The 21,713-nt window shown below is 72.9% G+C and carries 15 protein-coding genes; 10 read left to right on the forward strand and 5 right to left on the reverse strand.

Annotated elements, in window-relative coordinates; translation table 11 throughout:
* Positions 1–217 precede the first annotated feature (217 nt).
* Both HZU84_RS11605 and HZU84_RS11610 read right to left on the reverse strand, forming a co-directional pair.
* Positions 218–2,422: a hypothetical protein gene (locus tag HZU84_RS11605; protein ID WP_149503365.1), complete on the reverse strand. Its 2,205-nt coding sequence runs from the start codon at positions 2,420–2,422 to the stop codon at positions 218–220.
* Between the two features lie 89 nt (positions 2,423–2,511).
* Positions 2,512–3,063: a GNAT family N-acetyltransferase gene (locus HZU84_RS11610; protein WP_180692921.1), complete on the reverse strand. Its 552-nt coding sequence runs from the start codon at positions 3,061–3,063 to the stop codon at positions 2,512–2,514.
* A 314-nt stretch (positions 3,064–3,377) separates the two neighbouring features.
* On the opposite strand from HZU84_RS11610, the gene HZU84_RS11615 reads away from it, so the two are divergent.
* Both HZU84_RS11615 and HZU84_RS11620 read left to right on the forward strand, forming a co-directional pair.
* Complete coding sequence (locus HZU84_RS11615) at positions 3,378–5,342, forward strand: aminotransferase class I/II-fold pyridoxal phosphate-dependent enzyme (RefSeq protein ID WP_149503367.1); 1,965 nt, start codon at positions 3,378–3,380, stop codon at positions 5,340–5,342.
* A gap of 17 nt (positions 5,343–5,359) precedes the next feature.
* Positions 5,360–5,950 (forward strand): IMPACT family protein, encoded by a 591-nt coding sequence (locus tag HZU84_RS11620; RefSeq protein ID WP_149503368.1) that lies wholly within the window; start codon positions 5,360–5,362, stop codon positions 5,948–5,950.
* A 31-nt stretch (positions 5,951–5,981) separates the two neighbouring features.
* Here the strand turns inward: HZU84_RS11620 and HZU84_RS11625 are convergent, their stop codons facing one another.
* A complete protein-coding gene (locus tag HZU84_RS11625) occupies positions 5,982–8,018 on the reverse strand; it encodes an Ig-like domain-containing protein (RefSeq protein WP_149503369.1) in 2,037 nt (678 codons plus the stop codon).
* Between the two features lie 194 nt (positions 8,019–8,212).
* Here HZU84_RS11625 and HZU84_RS11630 point away from each other — a divergent pair, with 194 nt between their 5' ends.
* The 3 genes from HZU84_RS11630 to HZU84_RS11640 are packed head-to-tail and all read left to right on the forward strand — an operon-like array spanning position 8,213 to position 13,516.
* Positions 8,213–8,812, forward strand: coding sequence for a DUF2760 domain-containing protein (locus HZU84_RS11630; RefSeq protein WP_149503370.1), 600 nt, complete (start codon positions 8,213–8,215; stop codon positions 8,810–8,812).
* Positions 8,809–10,668, forward strand: a complete 1,860-nt coding sequence (locus HZU84_RS11635) for an Hsp70 family protein (RefSeq protein ID WP_149503371.1) — start codon at positions 8,809–8,811, stop codon at positions 10,666–10,668. Before HZU84_RS11630 ends, HZU84_RS11635 begins: the two co-directional genes overlap by 4 nt.
* A gap of 4 nt (positions 10,669–10,672) precedes the next feature.
* Positions 10,673–13,516 (forward strand): Hsp70 family protein, encoded by a 2,844-nt coding sequence (locus HZU84_RS11640; RefSeq protein ID WP_149503372.1) that lies wholly within the window; start codon positions 10,673–10,675, stop codon positions 13,514–13,516.
* A gap of 37 nt (positions 13,517–13,553) precedes the next feature.
* On the opposite strand, the gene HZU84_RS11645 is transcribed toward HZU84_RS11640, so the two are convergent.
* Complete coding sequence (locus HZU84_RS11645) at positions 13,554–13,769, reverse strand: hypothetical protein (protein ID WP_149503373.1); 216 nt, start codon at positions 13,767–13,769, stop codon at positions 13,554–13,556.
* A 154-nt stretch (positions 13,770–13,923) separates the two neighbouring features.
* On the opposite strand from HZU84_RS11645, the gene asd reads away from it, so the two are divergent.
* Genes asd through HZU84_RS11660 form a run of 3 tightly spaced genes read left to right on the forward strand, consistent with a single transcriptional unit; the run spans position 13,924 to position 18,303 of the window.
* Positions 13,924–14,796, forward strand: coding sequence for an archaetidylserine decarboxylase (asd, locus tag HZU84_RS11650; protein ID WP_149503374.1), 873 nt, complete (start codon positions 13,924–13,926; stop codon positions 14,794–14,796).
* 51 nt (positions 14,797–14,847) lie between these two features.
* Positions 14,848–17,022, forward strand: coding sequence for a putative bifunctional diguanylate cyclase/phosphodiesterase (locus HZU84_RS11655; RefSeq protein WP_149503375.1), 2,175 nt, complete (start codon positions 14,848–14,850; stop codon positions 17,020–17,022).
* A 51-nt stretch (positions 17,023–17,073) separates the two neighbouring features.
* On the forward strand, positions 17,074–18,303 hold the full coding sequence (locus HZU84_RS11660) for an AI-2E family transporter (protein WP_149503376.1): 1,230 nt from the start codon (positions 17,074–17,076) through the stop codon (positions 18,301–18,303).
* On the opposite strand, the gene HZU84_RS11665 is transcribed toward HZU84_RS11660, so the two are convergent.
* Entirely contained in the window at positions 18,213–19,049 is an 837-nt protein-coding gene (locus HZU84_RS11665; RefSeq protein ID WP_180692922.1) for a hypothetical protein, read from the reverse strand. The genes HZU84_RS11660 and HZU84_RS11665 overlap by 91 nt on opposite strands.
* Positions 19,050–19,377: 328 nt before the next feature.
* Here HZU84_RS11665 and HZU84_RS11670 point away from each other — a divergent pair, with 328 nt between their 5' ends.
* Positions 19,378–20,220: an HDOD domain-containing protein gene (locus HZU84_RS11670; RefSeq protein WP_180692923.1), complete on the forward strand. Its 843-nt coding sequence runs from the start codon at positions 19,378–19,380 to the stop codon at positions 20,218–20,220.
* Between the two features lie 88 nt (positions 20,221–20,308).
* Complete coding sequence (locus tag HZU84_RS11675; protein ID WP_149503379.1) at positions 20,309–21,691, forward strand: FAD-dependent monooxygenase; 1,383 nt, start codon at positions 20,309–20,311, stop codon at positions 21,689–21,691.
* The last annotated feature ends 22 nt before the right edge of the window (positions 21,692–21,713 follow it).

Below are 21,713 nucleotides of genomic sequence, written 5' to 3' on the forward strand. Positions count from 1 at the left end.
CGGAGGCGGCCGCAAGGCCGCCACGTATTGACGAATCGCGCTCGGCAGGTGATCCGGGACTGGAACCTGCGCGGGACTACTCCCCTTCAGGACCGCGATTGGAACAGCTCGGGTCCGGGCTTGTCATCCCTTGCTGATGCGGATCAAGCCATCTTTGGCGAAATGTCGCTTCGGTGCAACGAGAGGATGTCGCTGCGGGGCCGCGCGGTTTGCCCGCTCATTTCAGCGTGGTCAGCGCCTGCTGCGCACCGGGCAGGCCGCGTTCGGCGGCGAAGCCGAGATAGCGCCGGGCCGCGACCGGATCGCGGCGCAGTCCGTGGCCGGTGGCCAGACGACGGCCCAGGTCCAGGCAGGCCGAAGGGTGGCCCATGTCGGCGGCATGCTGCAGCGCCTCCAGGCCGGCGGCCGTGCCGTGGCGGGCGACAAGCGCCGGGGCCAGCCTCAGCAGCGCGATGGTGTAGGTGGCCTCGGGCACCTGGCTTTCCTGGATCGAGGCCAGATCGTCGGCGGCCGCCTGCAGCGCCGCAGCGGAGCGCGGCTCGAGCAGCAAGGTCGCTCGGGCCAGACCGATGCGCACCGCCGGGTCGACGGTGGGCACTTCCGTCGCCAGGGGCTTGAGCAGGCGGCGCGCCGCGGCGGCATCGACCGGCCGGTCCGCCACGCCCAGCAGCAGCGCCCAGGCCAGCACCTGCTGCGCCTGCCGGTCGCCCGCTTCCATGCGGGTCCGCAGCCAGTCGGCGGGCGGGTAGGTGCGCAGCCGGTAGTCGCGGCCGGTCTGGGCCCAGTGCGCGAGCTGCGCCTGCGCCTGCTGCTCGGCCTGCTGCGCCGCGATGCGGGTGCTGGCCGGCGGCAGCCGGGTGGCTGACCAGGCGAGCAGCGCGCAGGCCAGCAGCGTCATGCCGATGCCCAGGCCCATGCCGCGGCGCCAGACCGGCGCACGCCGCAGCAGGCGCACCAGCGCCGCGCCGGCCTCGCCGCCGAATTCGGCGGCGAGCTGGCGCCGCAGTCGCCAGTCGAGCGCCAGCGCACCGGTCGCCGCCGCCACGCCCCCGCCCAGCGCGCTCAGCATCCAGTCCGGCCGCGGCGCGGTGAGCAGCGCGAAGCCCCCCGAGAGCAGCGCCGCGCCGGCCAGCAGCGCCACGCCCGGGCGCCACAGCCGCTGCTGCCACAGGCGCTCCACCGCCTGCTGCATGCGCTCGCGGGCCTGGGCCGGATAGTCCGGCGCGACCCGGTCGTCGCCGGTGGCCGCCGCAGGGCCGATCACCGCGATGCGTGCGTTCAGCGGCGAGGCCAGGAAGCGCTGCAGGGCCTCGGACACATGCCGGCCACTGCCCAGCGCATTGCGCTCGAGCGTCTGCAGGTCGAGCGCGAGCAGCCGGGAGGCCGCGTGGTGCAGCTCCGGCACCCGCAGCTCGGGCCCGAGCGCGGTGAAGGTCTGCGGCTGTGCGCCGATCTGCAGCGTGACCTGTCGCACCGGCAGGCGCAGCCGGTGGGTGGCCTGGACCGCGAAGGGCGCGGTGGTCCAGCGCACCGCCTCGAGCGTCGCCAGCGGGCCCAGCGCTGCCGGGTCGGCCAGATGGCGGGCGCACAGCGCCGCCACCGTGGCATCCGGATGATGAATGTCGATCTGGTCCTCGACGAGGATCTGCTCGCGCAGCCGGCCGATGCGGTGGCGTCGGCCGCTGGCCTGGCAGTCGGTGCAGTCGATCTCGCCGCGGGCCTGGCAGCGTGCACAGTCCCGGCGGCCTCGGCCGCCGCAGTCGGGGCAGGGCAGCTCGCCTTGGCGCTGGCAGGTGCGGCAGTCGATCCAGCCGCTGGCGCTGCAGGCCTGGCAGCCGGTCGTGCCGCCGGCCGGTGCCGACGCGGTGCGGCCGCTGCCGTGACAGGCGCCGCAGGCGATGCGGCCCAGGCCGCGGCAGTCGGCGCAGCCGATCCGGCCGCTGCCGTGGCAGCCGGCGCAGGGCTGCTGCCCGCCGCTGCAGTCGGGGCAGTCGAGCCGGGCGCGGCCCTCGCAGGCCGGGCAGGTCTCGTCCAGGCCCAGCGGCGCTTCCAGCCCGGAGCTGAACAGCCCGCCGGGCAGCAGCCGACGGTAGCGGCCGCTGTCCTCATGGGCCCAGTGCTGGATCAGGGCCGGCGCGGTGCGCTCGGCTTCGGCCAGCCGGGCCTGCAGTTCGGTCTCGAGCGCCTGGGCGTCGGCGCAGGCGGCGATGCCCTCAGGCAGCGCGCCGGGGTGCGCGGTGACAATCCAGTCCAGCTCGACCCGCTGACGGGTGGTGACGGTGAGGTCGGCCCAGGACTCCTGCTCGGGCCCGAGCTCGCGCAGGTCCTGGGCCCTGAATCGGGTCAGCGGCTCGATCTGCGCCGCCACCACGTCGGCGACCCGCTGTCGTCGCCCTGTCTCCGATCCCCGCCTGCTCGTCATCCCTTGCCTCGATGTGCGGCCCCGATCGCCGCGGGCGTGAGGATGACACAAGCCGCAGCGGACTTGCAGTTCGGGCGTTCAGCGGCCAGTCAGCGCGTGGTGCGCGCGCGCCGGCGGGTCCAGGCGCGATAGATCAGGCGGTGCGCGATGCAGCGCCAGCGCGGATCGGCGGCCGGCGTGCGCACCGCCGCGGCGATGGCGCTGGCCGGCAGCGCCTTGTCATGCACGATGTAGCGGCCGCCGGCATCGGCATGAAAGTCCTCGCCGACCTGTGCATGGCCCTGCAGCGCATACAGCCGCAGCGCCGAGGCATTGGCCTCGTGGCACTGCAGGCCCAGCCGGCCCAGGCCCCACTCGGCGGCCAGACGCTCGCAGTGCGCCAGCAGCTGGCGGGCGATGCCACGGTGGCGGAACTCCTCGGTCACCGCCAGGATGTTGATCCACAGCGTGTCGCTCTCGGGCCGGGCCTGCACATGCACGAAGCCGGCGACGCGCCCGTCCAGACGCGCCACATGCAGCAGCGGACGCTGGTAGCACAGCCACCAGCCCATCATGTCCTCGGTCGCATAGGGAAAGCAGCGGTCGACCAGTTCCAGCATCTCCACCCAGTCGGACGGCTGGCTCAGGCCGATGCTTGCCACGTCGGCCGCCGGGACCGAACGCGCGCGCTCGGGCGCGGACTTCGGAACGGCGCTCAGCGCCGGGGAGGGGGCGGTATCGTGTCGGGCATGAGCCAGCATGTTGTTCTGACCTTGTCTTGGCGTGGGGCTGAAGGCGGGTTCGGAGTGCCTGTGAAGTTCTTGCAGTTCAGGCATCTGCGCGCAGGCTATCCTGAACGCAGTGACTCTTGACCACCGATTCGTGGGGGATGGTTGCGCCAAGACCATGGCGGTTTCAGGAATGATGCATCCCGTCACGCGGCCGCACATCTGCAACCTTTTGCCATGAGCCTGCGATGAGCCTTCCAAGCACCGATCCCGTCGTCCATCTTCTTGTCGTCGGCCATGACGAGGCCGGCCGCGCCGCGCTGGTCGCGGCGCTGGCGGCCGAGGCGTGCCGCGCTGCACTGCGCCCGGCGCTGGCGGTGCAGGGTGCCGCGCCCGGGCAGGCGCTGGCGGCGGTGCGTGCCGATGCGGCGGTGCAGCTGGTGCTGATCGACCTGCATCAGGGCGACGAGGCGGTCGCGCTGGCGCAGGCGCTGGCCCAGTGCCGGCCGGAGCTGTCGATCTACCTGCTGCTCGACGACGACGACACCCGCGGCCTGGTCGAGGCGCTGGCCAGCGAGCGGGTCGACGGCTATTTCTTCCGGAGCGATGCCGATCCGGCCGGCTGGGTGCGCATCCTGGCGGCCGAGGTGGCCGAGACCGCGGCCACGCCCTTCTACGACGCGCTGCGCGCCTATGTGGCGCAGGCCAAGGATTCCTGGCACACGCCGGGCCATGCCGGCGGCGACGCCTACCGCGCCAGCCCCTGGGTCGGCGACTTCCACGACTTCGTGGGCGAGCAGATGCTGCGCGCGGATCTCTCGGTGTCGGTGCCGCAGCTCGACTCGCTGCTGCATCCCACCGGCGTGATCGCGCAGGCGCAGCGCCTGGCCGCGCAGGCCTTCGGCGCGCGGCGCACCTATTTCGCCACCAACGGCACCTCGACCTCGAACAAGGTCATCTTCCAGACCCTGCTGGCGCCGGGCGACACGCTGCTGCTCGACCGCAACTGCCACAAGTCGGTGCACCACGGCGTGATCCTGTCGGGCGCGCGGCCGGTGTACCTGGACTCCTCGGTCAACGAGCGCCACGGCCTGTTCGGGCCGGTGCCGCGCGCGCGGGTGCTGCAGGCGATCCAGGATCACCCCGAGGCGCGCGTGCTGATCCTGACCAGCTGCACCTACGACGGCCTGCGCTACGAGCTGGCGCCGATCATCGAGGCAGCGCACGCCGCCGGCATCAAGGTGATCGTCGACGAGGCCTGGTACGGGCACGCGCGCTTCCACCCCGAGCTGCGCCCGACCGCGCTGGAGGCCGGCGCCGACTATGTCACCCAGAGCACGCACAAGGTGCTGTCGGCCTTCTCGCAGGCCAGCATGATCCATGTGAACGATCCCGGCTTCGACGAGCACCTGTTCCGGGAGAACTTCAACATGCATGCCTCGACCAGCCCGCAGTACGGCCTGATCGCCAGCCTGGACGTGGCGCGCCGGCAGGCGGTGATGGAGGGCTACGGCCTGCTCGAGCGCTCGCTGGGCTTCGCCGCCGAGCTGCGCGAGAAGATCGACGCCACCGGCGTGTTCCGGGTGCTGGGCCTGGACGAGCTGCTGGCCGACGAGGTGCGCAGCGACGGCATCCGGCTCGATCCGACCAAGCTGACGATCGACATCTCGGCCTCCGGCTGGGGCGCCGACGAGCTGCGCGACGAGCTGATCGAGCGCTTCAACATCCAGATCGAGAAGAACACCCACAGCACGCTGACGCTGCTGCTGACCATCGGCACGACGCGCAGCAAGGTCTCGCGGCTGTTCGACGCGATGCTGCGGCTGGCGCGCCAGGCGCAGAAGGAGCGCCGCGAGCCCCGCCCGGCGGCGCGGCTGCCGCGCATTCCGCATTTCACCCGGCTGGCCTGCCTGCCGCGCGATGCCTTCTACGAGGCGGGCGAGCGTCTGGCGCTGCTCGACGACAGCGGCCTGCCCAATCCGGCGCTGGTCGGGCGGGTCTGCTGCGACCAGATCGTGCCCTATCCGCCGGGCATCCCGGTGCTGGTGCCGGGGCAGGTGATCGACGCGGCCATCCTGGGCTACCTGGTGCGGCTGCTGCAGTCGCAGCGCTCCATCGAGCTGCACGGCCTGGCGATGCGCGACGGCGAACCGCACCTGCGGGTGCTGCGCGAGGCGGAGCGGGCGCGGCTGCGACCGCTGGACGGCGGCTGAACTAAGATCGCCGCCCCATGCCCCAGACCCTCGCCGTCCCGGTCCACAGCGATCTGCTGATCAAGAAGAGCCGCTTCATCGGCTGCGTGCAGCCGATGGCCGACCGTGCCGGCGCCCTGGAGGTGGTGGCGCGGCTGAAGGCCGAGCATCCGGGCGCGGCCCATGTCTGCTGGGCGCTGCTGGCGGGCGGGCAGTCGGCCGCCAACGACGACGGCGAGCCCGGCGGCACCGCCGGGCGGCCGATGCTCGACGTGCTGCGCCATCAGGAGCTGGAGGGCGTGCTGGCGACGGTGGTGCGCTACTTCGGCGGCGTGAAGCTGGGCGCCGGCGGCCTGGTGCGTGCCTACACCGATGCGGTCGCGCAGGCGCTGCTGGGCGCCGAGAAGGTGCTGCTGCAGCGCATGACCGCGCTGCGCTGCACCGTGCCCTATGCGCTGGAGGGCCGCATGCGCCGCGAGCTCGAGGCCGCCGGCGCGCTGCTGGGCGAGGTGAGCCACGGCGCGCAGGTCGAGCTGAACTTCCAGCTGCCCGAGACCCGGGCCGCCGCGCTGAAGGCCCGGCTCGACGAGGCCGCGCAGGGGCGGGTGGGCTGGCTCGCGCCGGCCTGAGCCCGCCCGCTGCGTCCGCGGCCGCTGGCGCTCACTGCGGCGTGGCCAGCCGGTACATCGCGTAGAAGGACGCGAACTCGCGGCCGTCGCCGTCGCGTGCCCACAGGTGCAGGCCGTCGGCGGTGGCGGCCGGCACGAAGTCGCCGCCGCTGGTGCAGTGCGCGTCGCTGGCGGTCTGCGCCGAGCAGCCGATCGTGCCGCTGCGGGCGGTCGAGGCCACGTTCTGCTGGTCGTTGAAGCTGCCGCCCGAGGCGCTGGCGCGGCCGAAGAGCTTCAGGTGGGTCGGCGCCAGCGCACCGGCCGGCACCTGCCAGTCCAGCGTGACGCCGCCGCTGTCGGGCAGCGGCAGCCGGCCGTTGCTCGGCAGGGCGGCGGCGGCGAGGGCGCTCTGTCCGGCCTCGGTCAGCGTGGCCAGGCCGCGCTGGCGCAGCTCGGCGATCGACAGCGGCCGCGCGCGGGTCTTGTAGTGCTGCGTCGCCGCGAGCGTGCCGGGCGCCGAGGCCAGGTAGTACTCGAACTTCCAGACCGAGTGCGCCGACAGGCCCGACAGCTCGGTGTCCTCCATGTCGTTCGGTGCGAAGAACAGCGAGGTGTCGCGCTCGGACGGGTGGCCGCTGGCGTCGGCCGCCGCGTAGCGGCTGCGCAGGCGCACGAAGTTCGTGCCGGTCGGCGTGCCGCCGGACTTGACCAGCGCCAGGTAGCTGCTGCCGCTGGTCGGGCGCAGCGTGAGCTGGTGGCCGCGTGGCGAGGTGACGACGACCCGGTCGTAGACGGGGTTGCCGCTGCCGTCGGTGCGGTTGGCCACGCTGAGCGTGTAGCCGACGCTGTGGTAGTCCCAGCCCGACTGCGCCAGCGACAGGAAGCGCCGGTGCTGGTGGAAGGCGGCCACGCCGCCGTCGTGCGCGTACTGGTTGCCGATCACGCGCAGCACCGGCCGCCCGGAGCCGGCCTCGTTGACGCGGCGCACGACCAGCGCGCCGGTGTCGGTGCTGCCGCCGGTCGTGGTGGTGGTGTAGCCGATGACCAGGTCGCCGTTGACGCGGCTGAACTCGTAGCTGCCACGGCTGAAGACCATGCCGGTCGCGCCGGCGCGGAACAGGCCGCCGAAGGCGCCCGACGGGCCCACGCGTGCGCCGTTGTGCAGATAGCCGGCCGGATCGGCGTCGACGAAGAGATCCCGGCAGGCGGCGGCCTGCACGTCGGCCGGGCCGGCCGCGGCGTCGGTGCGGCTGACCCGGCTCTCCAGCGGCAGCGCGTAGCAGGCGGTGGCGCGTGCCAGCAGGTCGGCGATCAGCGCGGAGCTGCCGTCGGGCACCAGGTCGGCGGCCGCGACCGTCGGCAGCGCCGGCGGCGCGGCGGTGCTGGCGCTGTTGAAGCTGATGCTGGCGGGCTCGCTGTCCTCGGCGGTCTGCTGCCGCACGGTGATCTGGATGTTGCTGCTGCCGCTGCTGTCGGGCGTGATGGTGATCTTCAGGCTGTCGAGCAGGCGGGCATGGCCGCGGCCGTCGGTCTGCAGCGCGCCGCGCAGCAGGTCGGTGTCGCGGTTGCCGGTGGCGTCCAGCACCGGCTGCAGCAGCGAGCGGACTTCCTCGACCCGGCTGGCCAGTGCGGCGGCATCGATGCGTGCGCTGCCGCCGGCCACCTCGTCGACCAGCCGTGCCGGATCGCCCGAGGGGCTGAGCCGCGCGGCGATCAGCGTCGTCACCGGGGTCACGTTGACGGTGGCGTCGCTGGCGCTGTCGTGCACGCTGACCAGGCGCAGCTCGTCGCGTGTCGCGGTGATCACGAAGGGCGCCTGCGCGCCGGCTGCCAGCGTCAGCGTGTAGCTGCCGTCGGCGCCGACCGCGTCGATGCGGCCGACTTCCGCGCCGCTGCGGTCGGTGACGACCAGCGTCGCGCCCTCGAAGGCGGCGCCGGTGGCGACGGTGCCCGACAGCGTGACCGCGGCCGGGCGGGCCGCGACGGGCGTGCTGCCGGACTCGTCGCTGCCGCCGCCTCCGCAGCCGCTCAGGCCCAGCAGGGCCGCGCTGGTCAGCGCGGCGCATCCGGCACGCAGGATTCTTGACATCGGGGTCTCCTCGGGTGGGTGTTTCGTCACGATCGGCCGAGAAGATGCCGGCTTGAGCGTCTTCTTCGCCGCGCCGCGCCGAATGTGCCCGCCCGGGCCTGCGGGCGTTCCCGGACCGATAGAATCCCCGGCCTGCAGCCCCGGGCTGCCCCGGATTTTCCAGATCAAGTTCCGATCCAGACCAGACTCGCCCGATGTCGAACCCAGACCGCTCCGCGCCTCCGCCTTCTTTCCTCCGCCGCCTGTCGCTGGCGCTGTCGGTGCTGTTCAGCGGCGAGCTGGCGCGCCGGCTGGTCGAGCCGCCGGTGGTGGTGGCTCCGCCCGCGCCCGCCCCGGCGCCGGCCCCGGTGGCCGCGCCTGCGCCGGTCGAGCCGCCGCCTCCGCCGCCGCCGCAGATCATCACGCTGAAGGAGGCCACGCCGGATGCGGCGCTGCAACTGCTGGGCCTGCTGCAGCGCGACGCGCGCCTGATCGACTTCGTGCAGGAAGACATCACGGCCTATGGCGACGCCGACATCGGCGCCGCCGCGCGGCTGGTGCACGAGGGCTGCCGCAAGGTGCTGAAGGAACACCTGACACTCGCGCCGGTGCGCACCGAGAGCGAGGGCGCGCGCATCACGCTGCCGGCCGGCTTCGATGCCGCGCAGGTGCGGCTGACCGGCAACGTCGTCGGCCAGGCGCCGTTCACCGGCACGCTCAGCCACCGCGGCTGGAAGGTGACCGAGCTGCGCCTGCCGCAGCTCGCCGAAGGACATGACGCGTCGATCGTGGCGCAGGCGGAGGTGGAACTGTGAGCCAGGACAACAAGGACATCCGCTACAGCATCGGCATCGACCTGGGCACCACGCACAGCGCGCTGGCCTATGTCGATCTGGCCGCCAGCGACGGCGAGAAGACGGTGCACGAGGTGCTGGCGGTGCCGCAGGTGACGGCGCCCGGCGCGGTGCAGGCGCTGCCGCTGCTGCCGTCCTTCCTCTATCTGCCGCACCCGGACGAGCTGGCCGCCGGCGACCTGTCGCTGCCCTGGGGGGCCGAAGTCGGCGCCTCGGTCGGCACGATGGCGCGCGCACGCGGCGCCACCACGCCGATCCGGCTGGTGTCGAGCGCCAAGAGCTGGCTGTGCCACCCCGGCGTCGATCGCCGCGGCCCGATCCTGCCGGCCGACGCGCCGGCCGAGGTCGAGCGCGTCTCGCCGCTGGAGGCCTCGCGGCGCTATCTGGCGCACCTGCGCGAGGCCTGGAACCATGCGCACCCGGACGCGCCCTTCGAGCGCCAGTCGGTCACGGTGACGATGCCGGCCTCGTTCGACCCGGCCGCGCGCGAGCTGACCGCCGAGGCCGCGCGCCTGGCCGGCTACGGTCCGGTCACGCTGCTGGAGGAGCCGCAGGCCGCGCTCTACAGCTGGATCCAGAACAGCCAGGGCGGCTGGCGCAAGACGGTCAAGCCGGGCGACGTGATCCTGGTGGTCGACGTGGGCGGCGGCACCAGCGACTTCTCGCTGATCGCGGTGCGCGAGATCGACGGCAACCTCGAGCTGACCCGCATCGCGGTGGGCGACCACATCCTGCTGGGCGGCGACAACATGGACCTGGCGCTGGCGCACACCGTCGCGCGCCGGCTCGCCGCCGAGGGCAAGACGCTCGATGCCTGGCAGATGCGCGCGCTGACCCAGGCCTGCCGCGCCGCCAAGGAGGTGCTGCTGTCGGATGCGGCCGCGCTGGCGCAGCCGCTGGTGGTGCCCAGCCGCGGCTCGAAGCTGATCGGCGGCTCGATCCGCACCGAGCTGAGCCGCGAGGACGTGACCGCGGTCATCCTGGAAGGCTTCTTCCCGAAGGTGGAGGCGGCGGCGCGCCCGGTGCAGCGCCCGCGCATCGGCCTGCAGCAGCTGGGCCTGCCCTATGCGCAGGATGCGGCCGTCACCCGCCATCTGGCCGCCTTCCTGGGCCGGCAGGTCGGGGCGCTGGCCGAGCTGCCGGAGCTGGCCGCGCGCCAGGCCGAGTCGGCCAGCTTCCTGCATCCGACCGCGATCCTGTTCAACGGCGGCGTGTTCCGCGCCGGCGTGCTGGCCGAGCGGCTGCTGGAGACGATCAACGCCTGGCTGGCCAGCGAAGGCGCGCCGGCGGCGAGATCGCTCGAGGGCGCCGATCTGGATCTGGCGGTGGCGCGCGGCGCGGCCTACTACGGCCATGTGCGCCAGGGGCGCGGCGTGCGCATCCGCGGCGGCACCGCGCAGGCCTACTATGTCGCGATCGAGTCCTCGATGCCGGCGGTGCCGGGCTTCGAGGCGCCGATCCAGGCGCTGTGCGTCGCGCCCTTCGGCATGGAGGAGGGCACCGATGTCGCGATCGACGCGCAGTTCGGCCTGGTGGTGGGCGAGCCGGTGCATTTCCGCTTCCTGGGCTCGACGGTGCGCCGCCAGGACACCGCCGGCGTGCTGCTCGACTTCTGGGGTCCGGACGAGCTGATGCCGGCCGGCGAGATCCAGGCCACGCTGCCGGCGCAGGGGCGCACGCCCGGCGAGGTGGTGGCGGTCACGCTGCATGCGGCGGTGACCGAGGCCGGCACGCTGGAGCTGGCCGCGGTGCCGGCGGGTGGCACCGAGCGCTGGAAGGTCGAGTTCGACATGCGCGGCCAGCCGATCGAGGGCTGAGGCGGTGGCGGCGGCCTTCGTCGTCGGCATCGACCTGGGCACGACGCACACCGTCGTCGCCAGCGCGCCGCTGGGTGCGGGCGGCGAGCGCGGCGGCGAGGCCGGCGCGATCACGCTCTTCGGCATCGACCAGTGGGTCGCGCCGGGCGAGCTGGGCCGGCCGGCGCTGCTGCCCAGCGTGCGCTACCACCCGGCGCCGGGCGAGCTGCCCGAGAGCGCCTTGCCCTGGGGCGAGCGCGCCGCAGGCGACACCACCGAGCCGCCGGCGCTGATCGGCGTGCTGGCGCGCCAGCGCGGCGGCGAGGTGCCGGGCCGGCTGGTGGCCAGCGCCAAGAGCTGGCTGTCGCATCCGCAGGCCGACCGGCTGGCCGCCATCCTGCCGTGGGGCGCCGACGACAGCGTGTCGCGTGTCTCGCCGGTCACCGCCAGCGCCAGCTATCTGGCGCAGGTGCGCGCTGCCTGGAACCGCCATCACCCGGACGCGCCGCTGGAGCGCCAGCGCCTGGTGCTGACGCTGCCGGCCTCCTTCGACGAGGCGGCGCGCGCGCTGACGCTGCAGGCCGCGCGCGAGGCCGGCCTGCCCGAGCCGCAGCTGCTCGAGGAGCCGCAGGCGGCCTTCGGCGACTGGGTCTGGCGCCACCGCGATCGCCTGGCCGAGGCGCTGGACGGCGTGCGCCGGGTGCTGGTCTGCGACGTGGGCGGCGGCACCAGCGACTTCACGCTGATCGACGTCGAGCCGCCCGAGTCGGCCGATGCCGGCGCGCCGCCGACGCTGCGCCGTCGCGCGGTCGGCCAGCACCTGATGCTCGGCGGCGACAACATGGACCTGGCGCTGGCGCACCTGGTCGAGCGCCGGCTGGCCGGTGGCGGCGCGGCGCCGCCGCTGTCGGGCGCGCGGCTGTCGCAGCTGGTGGCGCGCTGCCGGGTCGCGAAGGAGACGCTGCTGGCCGACGATGCGCCCGATTCGGTGGCGGTCACGCTGCTGGGCGGCGGCTCGAAGCTGGTGGGCGGTGCGCGCAGCGTCACGCTCGGCCGCGAGGAGGTGAGGGCGCTGCTGGTCGACGGTTTCTTCCCCGCCGTGCCCTTCGAGGCCGAGCCGCAGCGCGCCCGCACCGCGCTGGTCGAGTTCGGCCTGCCCTACGCCAGCGACGCGGCGGTGACCCGCCATCTGGCCGCCTTCCTGCGCCGCAGCCTGCTGCCGGGCGAGGCGCTGCCCGATGCGGTGCTGCTCAACGGCGGCGTCTTCCGCGCCGGACAGCTCGCGGCGCGGCTGGTCGAGGTGCTGGCCGCGTGGCGGGGCGGCGCATTGCCGCGCTTGCTGCACAACGCCGATCCGGACGTGGCGGTGGCGCGCGGCGCGGTGGCGCATGCGCTGGCGCGCCAGGGGCGAGGGCCGCGCATCGGCGGCGGCGCGGCGCGCACCGTGGTGCTGCGGCTGGACGACGGCCGCGCCGTCTGCCTGCTGCCGCGCGGCACCGACGCCGGCCGCGCGCTGGCCCTCGACGGGCGCAGCTTCCGGCTGCGGCTGGGCCAGCCGGTGCGCTTCCAGCTGGCCTCGCTGCGCGGCGAGGCGGGCCCGCCGCCCGAGCCCGGCGCGCTGCTCGACCTGGGCGAGGCGGGCGACGAGGCGCTCAACCCGCTGCCGCCGGTGGCCACCGTGATCGAGGCCGGCGACGGCATCGGCGCGCGCGGCGCCTCGGTCACCGTGCGGCTGGAGGCGCAGCTCAGCGAGATCGGCGTGCTGGCGCTGCAGGCGGTGGCGGTCGACGACCCCGGTCGACGCTGGGCGCTGGACTTCCAGCTGCGCGCCAGCGGCCCGGCCGATCAGGTGCAGCCGGCACAGACGCTGCAGGACGCGCAGATCGCGCCGCGCCTGCCCGAGGCGATCGCGGCGATCGAGCGGCTGTTCGGTGCGCGCTCGGGCGGCGAGCGCCCGGCGCCGAAGGAGATCAAGCAGCTGCGCCAGACGCTGGAGACGCTGCTGGGCCCGAGGGAAAGCTGGGCGCGGCCGCTGGCGCGGCGGCTCTTCGACGTGCTGTGGCAGCGTGCCAAGGGGCGGCGCCGTTCGGCCGACCATGAGCGGGTGTGGCTGAACCTGGCCGGCTGGTGCCTGCGCCCGGGCTTCGGCGACCCGCTCGACGGCTGGCGCCTGGGCCAGCTCTGGACGATCTTCGAGGCGGGCGTCGAGCACCGCAGCGACGCGCAGGTGGCGATCCAGTGGTGGACGCTGTGGCGCCGGGTCGCCGGCGGCCTGGACGAGGCGGCGCAGCTGCGCCTGCTCGACGACTTCGGCTACAACCTGCAGGCGGCCGAGCACCCCGGCGCGCCCTTGCCGCCCAGGCCGCCCGGCCTGGTCAAGGGCGGGCACGACGACATGGTGCGCCTAGGCGCGGCGCTGGAGCGCATCCCGCCCGAGCACAAGGCGGAGGTCGGCGACTGGCTGCTGGCGCCGCTGCAGGGCGAGAAGGTCGCGAAGGCCTCGCCCGAGCGCGACGAGCTGCGGCTGTGGGCGCTGGGCCGGCTGGGCGCGCGCCAGCCTTTCCACGGCAGCGTGCACGGCGTGGTGCCGGCCGAGGTGGCGGCGCGCTGGATCGACGCGCTGCTGGCGCTGGACTGGCGCCGCCGGCGCATGGCGGCGTTTGCGGCCGCGCAGCTCGCGCGCCTGACCGGCGACCGGGTGCGCGACCTGGATCCGGACCGGCGTGCGCAGGTGCTCGAGCGCCTGGCCGCCTCGGGCGCGGCGCCGAGCTGGGCGCGCATGGTGAGCGAGGTGGTGCAGCTCGACGCTGCCGACGAGCAGGCGCTCTTCGGCGAGTCGCTGCCGCCGGGGCTGGTGTTGGTGGGCTGAGGCGGAGGCGGCGCCGCATGGGGCGCCGCGTCGGCGCTCACTGCGTCAGCACGATGGCCTTCTCGTTGATGTAGCGGCGGAACTCCGACTGCGGCAGCGCGGCGTTCTGGTGGGTGTCGCCGGACTCCCAGCTGATCGTCACGTCCTGCGGTGTCTGCTGGATCTCGACCGGACCACGGGGAATGCGGCACTTTGGACCGTCGCCCAGGCGGTATTCGACCTGACCGGTGATGCGTGCGTTCGAGGTGTTCATGGGCAGGCTCCTTCGGTGGTTGGTGACAGGCCGCATGGTCGCCGCCAAAGTGTTCGGGGTCTGCCGGAGGAGGGGGCGTGGTGGCGTGGGCGATGTCCGACAGACCGGTCGCTAGAATCGCCGGTTCCCTGTTCTGTCCACCGCACCGTCCGCCATGAACGATCGCCTTGCCGTCCTGCCCCAGTACCTCCTGCCCAAGCAGGCGCTGACCGAGCTGGCCGGCCGGCAGGCGAACCGGGCCGCCGGCGCGCGCACCACCGCGGTGATCCGCTGGTTCATCCGCCGCTACGGCGTGAACATGGCCGAGGCGCTGAATCCGGATCCTGCCGCCTATCCCACCTTCAACGAGTTCTTCACCCGGCCGCTGAAGCCGGGCGCGCGCCCGCTGGCGCAGGCCGAGCTGATCTGTCCGGTCGACGGCGCGATCAGCCAGTTCGGCCCGATCGAGCGCGATCAGGTCTTCCAGGCCAAGGGCCACCGCTACTCGACCACCACGCTGGTCGGCGGCGACGCGCAGCTGGCGGCGAAGTTCGACGACGGCCTGTTCGCGACGCTGTATCTGAGCCCGCGCGACTACCACCGCATCCACATGCCCTGCGCCGGGCGGCTGCTGCGCATGATCCATGTGCCGGGCGAGCTGTTCTCGGTCAACCCGACGACGGCGCGCGGCGTTCCCGGCCTGTTCGCCCGCAACGAGCGGGTGGTCTGCGTCTTCGACCGCGGCGCCGGCCTGGGCGAGTTCGTGCTGGTGCTGGTGGGCGCGACCATCGTCGGCAGCATGGCCACCGTCTGGCACGGCATCGTCAACCCGCCGCGCTCCGGCGCGCTGCGCGACTGGCGCTACGACGCGCCGGGCCAGGCACCGATCCTGCTGAAGCAGGGCGAGGAAATGGGCCGCTTCCTGCTCGGCTCGACCGTGGTGATGCTGTTCCCGAAGGCGGCCGCCGGCCAGGCGCCGCTGCGCTTCCACCCCGACTGGCGCCCGACCCGGGCGATCCGCCTGGGCGAGGCGATGGCCGCGCGCTGATCCGGGTCATCCCCCTCAATCCCGGCGGAGGCGGGCCGACAAAGGGGGACGATGAATGCGGTCTCCTATCTTGATGTCGGCTGGCACCCCGGCACCGTGCTGCTGTCGGTGCTGGTGGCGACCTTCGCGTCCTATGTGTCGCTCGAGCTCTCGCGCCGGGTGCGCGACCTCGACGGGGCGGTGGCGCATGCCTGGTGGCTGGCGGGCTCGCTCACCATGGGCACCGGCGTCTGGTCGATGCACTTCGTCGGCATGCTGGCCTTCGACGCGCCGCTGGCGCTGGGCTATCGCCATGACCTGACCGCGCTGTCCTGGCTGGCAGCGCTGGTGGCTGCCGGCATGGCGATGGCGGTGGCCGGTCACCGGCAGGTGGACCGGCGTCTGCATCTGGTGGCCTCGCTGGTGATGACCGCAGGCATCGTCTCGATGCACTACCTGGGCATGGCCGCGATCGATCTGCAGCCGGGCATCGACTGGGACTGGCCGCTGGTGGGGGCCTCGGTGCTGATCGCGCTGATCGCCTCGGCGGCGGCGCTGGCGCTGTTCCTGCGGCTGCGTGCGCTGCGCGGGCGGGCGCGTCTGCTGGCGCAGGTCCGCTCGGCGCTGGTGATGGCCGCGGCGATCTGCGGCATGCACTACACCGCGATGGCCGCCGCGCGGCTGCCCGAGGGCGTGGTCTGCCTGAGCGCGGATGCGCTGAGCGGGCGGGGCCTGCTGCTGGTGGTGCTGCTGTTCACCGTGCTGATCCTGTGCGCGGCGCTGGGCACCGCGATCTTCGATGCCCGGATGCAGCGCCGCGAGCGCCTGATGTCGCAATCCCTGGCCGAGGCCAATGCCGAGCTGCAGAGCGCCAACGAGGAACTGCGCCGCCGCACCCTGACCGATCCGCTGACCGGCCTGGCCAATCGCCTGGGTCTGGAGGATCGGCTGGCGCGGCTGTCGGCCGAGGCCGGCTCCGAGGGCGGGCAGGCGGCGCTGATCTTCATCGATCTGGACGGCTTCAAGGCGATCAACGATTCGCTCGGCCATGCGGCAGGCGACCGCCTGCTGGGCAAGACCGCCCGGCGCATTCGCCGGCGGCTGCGACCGGTGGACATGGCGGTGCGCCTTGGAGGCGACGAGTTCGTGCTGCTGCTTGAAGGGGGGGATGCCGAGGCGCGGGCGATGCGCATCGCGCGCCAGCTGCTGTCCGACCTGCAGCATCCCTTCCTGCTTCCGGCGCAGCAGGTCACGCTGTCGTGCTCGATCGGCATGGCCTTTGCACCCCGGCATGGCGCCGGCGACACGCTGCTGGGCTGTGCCGATGCCGCCATGTATGCCGCCAAGCGCAGCGGTGGCAGCTGCGCGCTGTGCTACGACACCCACATGGCCTCGGCCGATTCCGCCGATCAGCTGCAGCTCCAGCAGGGGCTGCGCGAGGCGCTGCAGCGCGGTCAGCTGGCGCTGCACTTCCAGCCCAAGCTGTCGGCCGCTGACGGCGCCCTGCATGGGGTCGAGGCGCTGCTGCGCTGGCGCCATCCCGAGCGCGGCATGATCAGCCCGGCGGTCTTCATCCCGGTGGCCGAGCGCTTCGGCCTGATCGGACGCATCGGCGACTGGGTCATCGAGCAGGCCTGCGAGCAGCTGGCGCGCTGGCAGGCGCAGGGTCTGGTCTGCCGAGTGGCGATCAATCTGTCGGCGCACCAGCTGCGCCAGCCCGATCTGGCCCGGCGCATCCTGTCGACGCTCGAGCGGCATGGCCTGAATCCCTCGCTGCTGGTCTGCGAGCTGACCGAGACCGCGATGATGGAGTCGATCAAGGACGGCTGCAGCGTGCTCGACGAGCTGGATGCGGCGGGCGTGCGGGTGTCGATCGACGACTTCGGCACCGGCTATTCCAGCCTGTCCTACCTGCGGCGACTGCCTGCCTCGCAGCTGAAGATCGACCGCAGCATGGTCACCGGCATCGATGTGGATCGCCAGGCACGCACGGTGCTGGAGTCGGTGATCAAGCTGGCCCATGCGCTGGACATGGAAGTGGTCGCCGAAGGGGTCGAGACCGAGGCCCAGCGCCAGGTGCTGGTCGAGGCGGACTGCGATGTGCTGCAGGGCTATCTGTTCGCCCGGCCGATGGATGCCGAAGCTCTGCAGGACTGGGTGCGGGAGCGCGCGCCGAGGGGCGCGGTGCTGCCGCTGTCGGCATCGTCCGACAGCGCGGCGGGCCTGCGGACGGCGGCGCCGGCCTGAGCGGTCCGGCAGCATGGGGGCATCCATCGATGCCGCCATGCTCCGCCCGCCATGTACAACCGCCGAACCCTGCAGCAGAAGACCTTCCTGATCCTGCTGATCCTCGCCAGCATCGCCTTTGCGCTGGTGCTGCTGCCGCTTTGGGTGCCTGTCTTCTGGGGGGCGGTGCTGGCCATGATGGCCGTGCCGATGCGTCGGCAGATGATGCAGCGCGTGTCCTGGTTGCAGGCTCAGCCGGGCACCGCCTCGGCCTTGACGGTGCTGATGGTGCTGCTGGGTGGCATCGTGCCTGTGGGGCTGTTCGCGCTGGCCCTGTCGGCCGAGGTGCTGGCCTTCTATCAGCAGCATGCCAGCGATCCACAGCAGCTGGCCCGGCATGTCGACACGCTGATCGGACGGCTGCCGCCGACCTTGACCGGCATGCTGCAGCAGTTCGGTCTGTCCGATGCCGCGGCGCTGCGCGACCGCCTGCTGGCCGCACTGGCGCGGGGCAGCCAGGCGATTGCCGCCCAGGTGCTGTCTCTGGGGCAGAACCTGTTCGAGTCTCTGCTGTCGCTGGCGCTCACGCTCTATCTGATGTTCTTCCTGCTGCGTGATGGCGCCCATCTCAGCCGGCGCGTGCGTCAGGCCATGCCGCTGGCGGCCGAACACAAGACCAGATTGATCGGCAAGTTCGCCACGGTCGTGAAGGCCACCGTCAAGGGCAGCATCGTGGTCGCGCTGGTCCAGGGGCTGCTGGGCGGCCTGGCCTTCATGGTGCTGGATCTGCGTGCGCCCCTGCTGTGGGGCGCACTGATGGCACTGCTGTCGCTGCTGCCGGCGGTGGGAGCTGGGTTGGTCTGGGTGCCGGCGGTGCTGTGGCTGGCGGCGGACGGCCGCATCGGTGCGGCGGCGGCGCTGGTGGCCTGGGGGGTACTGGTGATCGGTCTGGCCGACAACCTGCTGCGACCGCTCCTGGTCGGCAAGGACACCCGTCTGCCCGACTATCTGGTGCTGATCTCCACGCTGGGCGGGCTGTCGCTGTTCGGGGTGCACGGCATCGTGCTGGGGCCGGCCATCGCGGCGCTGTTCATCGCGGCCTGGGATCTTCTGGCGGCCGACACCGTCGGGCCGGCCGCCGCTTCGGCTGCGGGCCTGCCGGTTGCGCCGGTCATCGCCGCACCTTCAGCCACCCCGGCCGTGCCAACAGATCACATGGTGACCAGCACCAGCGCCAGCAGCCCGACGACCGTCACGCCGAGGCCCGCCAGCGCGACATGGATGATCTTCAGCCGCGACTGACCCTCTTCGCGCTGCGACGACATGTCGTCGCGCAGCCGGCCCAGCCGGTTGTCGATGTCGCGTGACTGCATGTCGAGCAGCTCGCGCTGCTTGGCGATCGCGGCTTCCATCTGTTCCAGATCTGCCTTGCGCGCGCTGATCTCGCGGTCGATCGCGAAGGCGATCTCGGCGACATCGGCGGCGGTCTTCTGCTGGTCGGTCTGCTGCTGCGCGAACTTGGTGTCGACATAGCGCGCCAGCGAGCGGCGGGTGTTGCCCAGCTCGGTCATCACCCCGTCGTTGCGCTCGCCCAGCGCGGTGAGCTGGTCGCCCAGCGCGCTGACCTTGCTGGTCAGCGTGGCGATCTGCTCGGTCATCTGCGTCTTCAGTCGCGCAGCCTCCTCGCCGGACTGCAGCAGCCGGGCATCGACGCTGGCCGAGCCGGAGGCCAGGGCCTCCTCGACCTGGCGCATCAGCGTCTCGCGCAGGCCCTGGATTTCCTTGTTCAGCGCCACCACGCGGCGGTGGCCGTCCTGGCTCTGCTCGCGCAGCTGGTAGTAGTCGTTGACCAGATGCTCCAGGCCGGCCTGCTGCTCGGCCAGGGTGTCCTGGTGCTTGAGCAGCTCCTGGGTGTTCAGGTCGAGACGGACCGTCTGTTCGCCCACCTTGCGGGCGATCATCGCCAGCGTGTCGTCGAAGGCGGCGGGCCCCATCGGCATGTCGGGCTTGCGGCCCGAGGGAGAGATGTGGTGGATCCGCTCGTTCATCGCAGCATGTCCTCGGTTGGCAGTCATGGGTCTTGTTTTGATGTCTTGTGCGCGTGTCGGCGCGTATCGTCACGGCCGATTCTGTTCGCGCGACCCGGGCTCGATCGCCGGATATGGCGGCACTTTTCGCACTTCGAATCCGCACAAACCGAACCCGTACCACGCATCCTGCCGATGCTGGCCGCCCCGGTCCGGTCCGAACTCGTCGGCATCGACCGAGGTCGCTACACCTTCGTGCAGCTGTTCACAAGCGGGTCTGTCCCTGTTCAAGACAGGGCTTTGCCGACCGATGAGCAGGTTCTCATTCCCGACCCGAGGAGGTCCGCCCATGAATGCTGTCGTCACGTCCCGCACCGATCGCTTCGTCCAGCAAGCCTGTGCGCTGCCGGCCATGCCCGAGGTGGCCAACAAGCTGCTGCGGTCCTTCGACCGCGATGACCTGTCGCTGAACGAGCTCGCCGGCCTGATCGGTCGTGACCAGACGCTGTCGGCCCGGGTGCTGCGGCTGGCGAACTCGGCCCGCTACAGCCCGTCGCGCTCGGTGACCTCGCTCAACGAGGCGGCGATGACGCTGGGCACGCGCACGCTGCGCGATCTGGCGCTGTCGGCCTGCATGGTGGGCATGTTCCCGTCGATTCCCGGCTTCGATCGTCTGGCCTTCTGGCGCACCACGCTGGCCACTGCGGCCTACGCGCAGCCTCTGGCGCGCTTCCTCGAGGAGGACGAGGACGCCGCCTATCTGGGCGGCCTGATGCTGCGCACCGGCCAGCTGCTGATGCTGATGGTCGACCCCGACATGACGCAGCGCATCGGCCGCCTGTCGCTGGAGATCGACAGCCGCATCAGCTTCGAGAACTCGCTGCTGGGCTGCTCGCATCCGGAGATCACCGCCGAGCTGGCGCGCCACTGGCGCTTTCCCAACACGCTGGTGACCGCCTTCGGCGCGGCCTCGCACCCGATGGAGATCCGGCCGTTCTCGCGCATGGGCGCGGCGCTGCGGCTGGCCGGCGTCATCGCCGAGGCCCGCGAGCGCGAGCTCGATCCGATCGAGGCGCTGCAGTCCACCCATCCGGACCTGATCCAGCATCTGAAGCTCGATCTGGACTGGCTGCAGGCGCATCTGCCCGACCATCGCCTCGCGGTGGCCTCGGTCGATGATCTGATGCACTGAGACCGGCCTTGCTTGACCCCGGACAAGCTCCGGGCGTGTCGGCTTCGGCACCATCTGGCCTCCCAGATTGCCTGTGCCGAGACCCGACATGAATCCGAACGAAGCTGCCGAGCAGGTCGATGTGCTGATCGCCGGTGCCGGCCCGACCGGGCTGTCGACCGCGCTGGCGCTGGCGCCGCTGGGCCTGCGCGTCGTGCTGGCCGATCCCCAGGATGCCGCCCGGCTGGCCGATCCCCCGCCCGACGGCCGCGAGCTGGCGCTGACGCACCGCACCGAGGCACTGCTGCGCCAGTGGAGGCTGTGGGATCGGCTGCCCGCGCAGGCGCGTGCGCCGCTGCAGGCCGCCTCGGTCAGCACCGGCGGCGCGCAGGCCGCGCTGCGGCTGGACGCCTCGCATGCGCGTGTCGGCCTGCCGCCGCTGCCCGCCTTGCCGCGGCCGGGCTGGCTGCCGCAGGCGCTGCCCTGGCTGCCCGATCTGGCCGTGCGTGCGCTGGGCCGGGCGGGCCAGGCGCCGATCGACGCCGACACGCACCTGGGCACGCTGGTGTCGCAGAACGCGCTGCGCCGCGTGCTGTGGGAGGGCTGCGCTGCGCTGCCCGGCATCCAGGTGCTGGCCGGCCACCGGCTGGAGTCGATGCAGCGCGACGACGACGGCGTGACGGTGCGCCTGGTCGGTCCGCAGGGCCAGGCCCTGGTGCTGCGTGCCTCGCTGCTGGTGGCGGCCGACGGGCGGCTGTCGGCGGTGCGGCGCATGGCCGGACTGGTCGCCGAGCTGCACGACTTCGGCCGCAGTGCCATCGTCTGCCGCATGCGCCACGAGCAGCCGCACCGGCAGGTCGCGCACGAGGCCTTCCATCATGGCCACACGCTGGCGGTGCTGCCGCTGGCCGATGCGCCTGACCTTGGCGGGGGCGGGCAGGCCGGCGCGCTGCCGCCTCACTGCTCGTCCTTCGTCGTGACCGCGCCGAGCGAGCTGGCGCAGCGCTGGATGGCGCTGCCGGCGGCCGACTATGCCGCCACCATCGAGCCCTGGCTGGACGGCCAGCTCGGCCGCATCCAGCCCGGACCCGGCGAGGAATCACGCCGGCATCTGTACCCGCTGGTGGCGACCTGGGCACCGCGGCTGGTGTCGCAGCGTGTCGTGCTGGTGGGCGACGCCGCGGTCGGCATGCATCCGGTGACCGCGCATGGCTTCAACCTCGGGCTCTACAGCGCCGAGACGCTGGCGCGCCAGATCGCGCGCCGGGCCCGCGGCGGCCAGGTTGATCCGGCCGACGCCCGTGCGCTCGAGGCCTATGACCGCGAGCATCGCCACACCGCACGCTGGATCTTCCGCGGCACCAACGCCATCGTGCGCCTGTTCACCGACGACCGCCCGGCCGCGCGGCTTGCCCGCCAGGCCACGCTGCATCTGGCCGAGCGCCTGCCGCCGGTCAAGGCGCTGGTCGTGCGGCAGCTGGTCGATGCCTGAAACGCAAAATAATTCACGCTTG

This window comes from Sphaerotilus sulfidivorans (assembly GCF_013426975.1).
GTDB lineage: Bacteria > Pseudomonadota > Gammaproteobacteria > Burkholderiales > Burkholderiaceae_C > Sphaerotilus > Sphaerotilus sulfidivorans.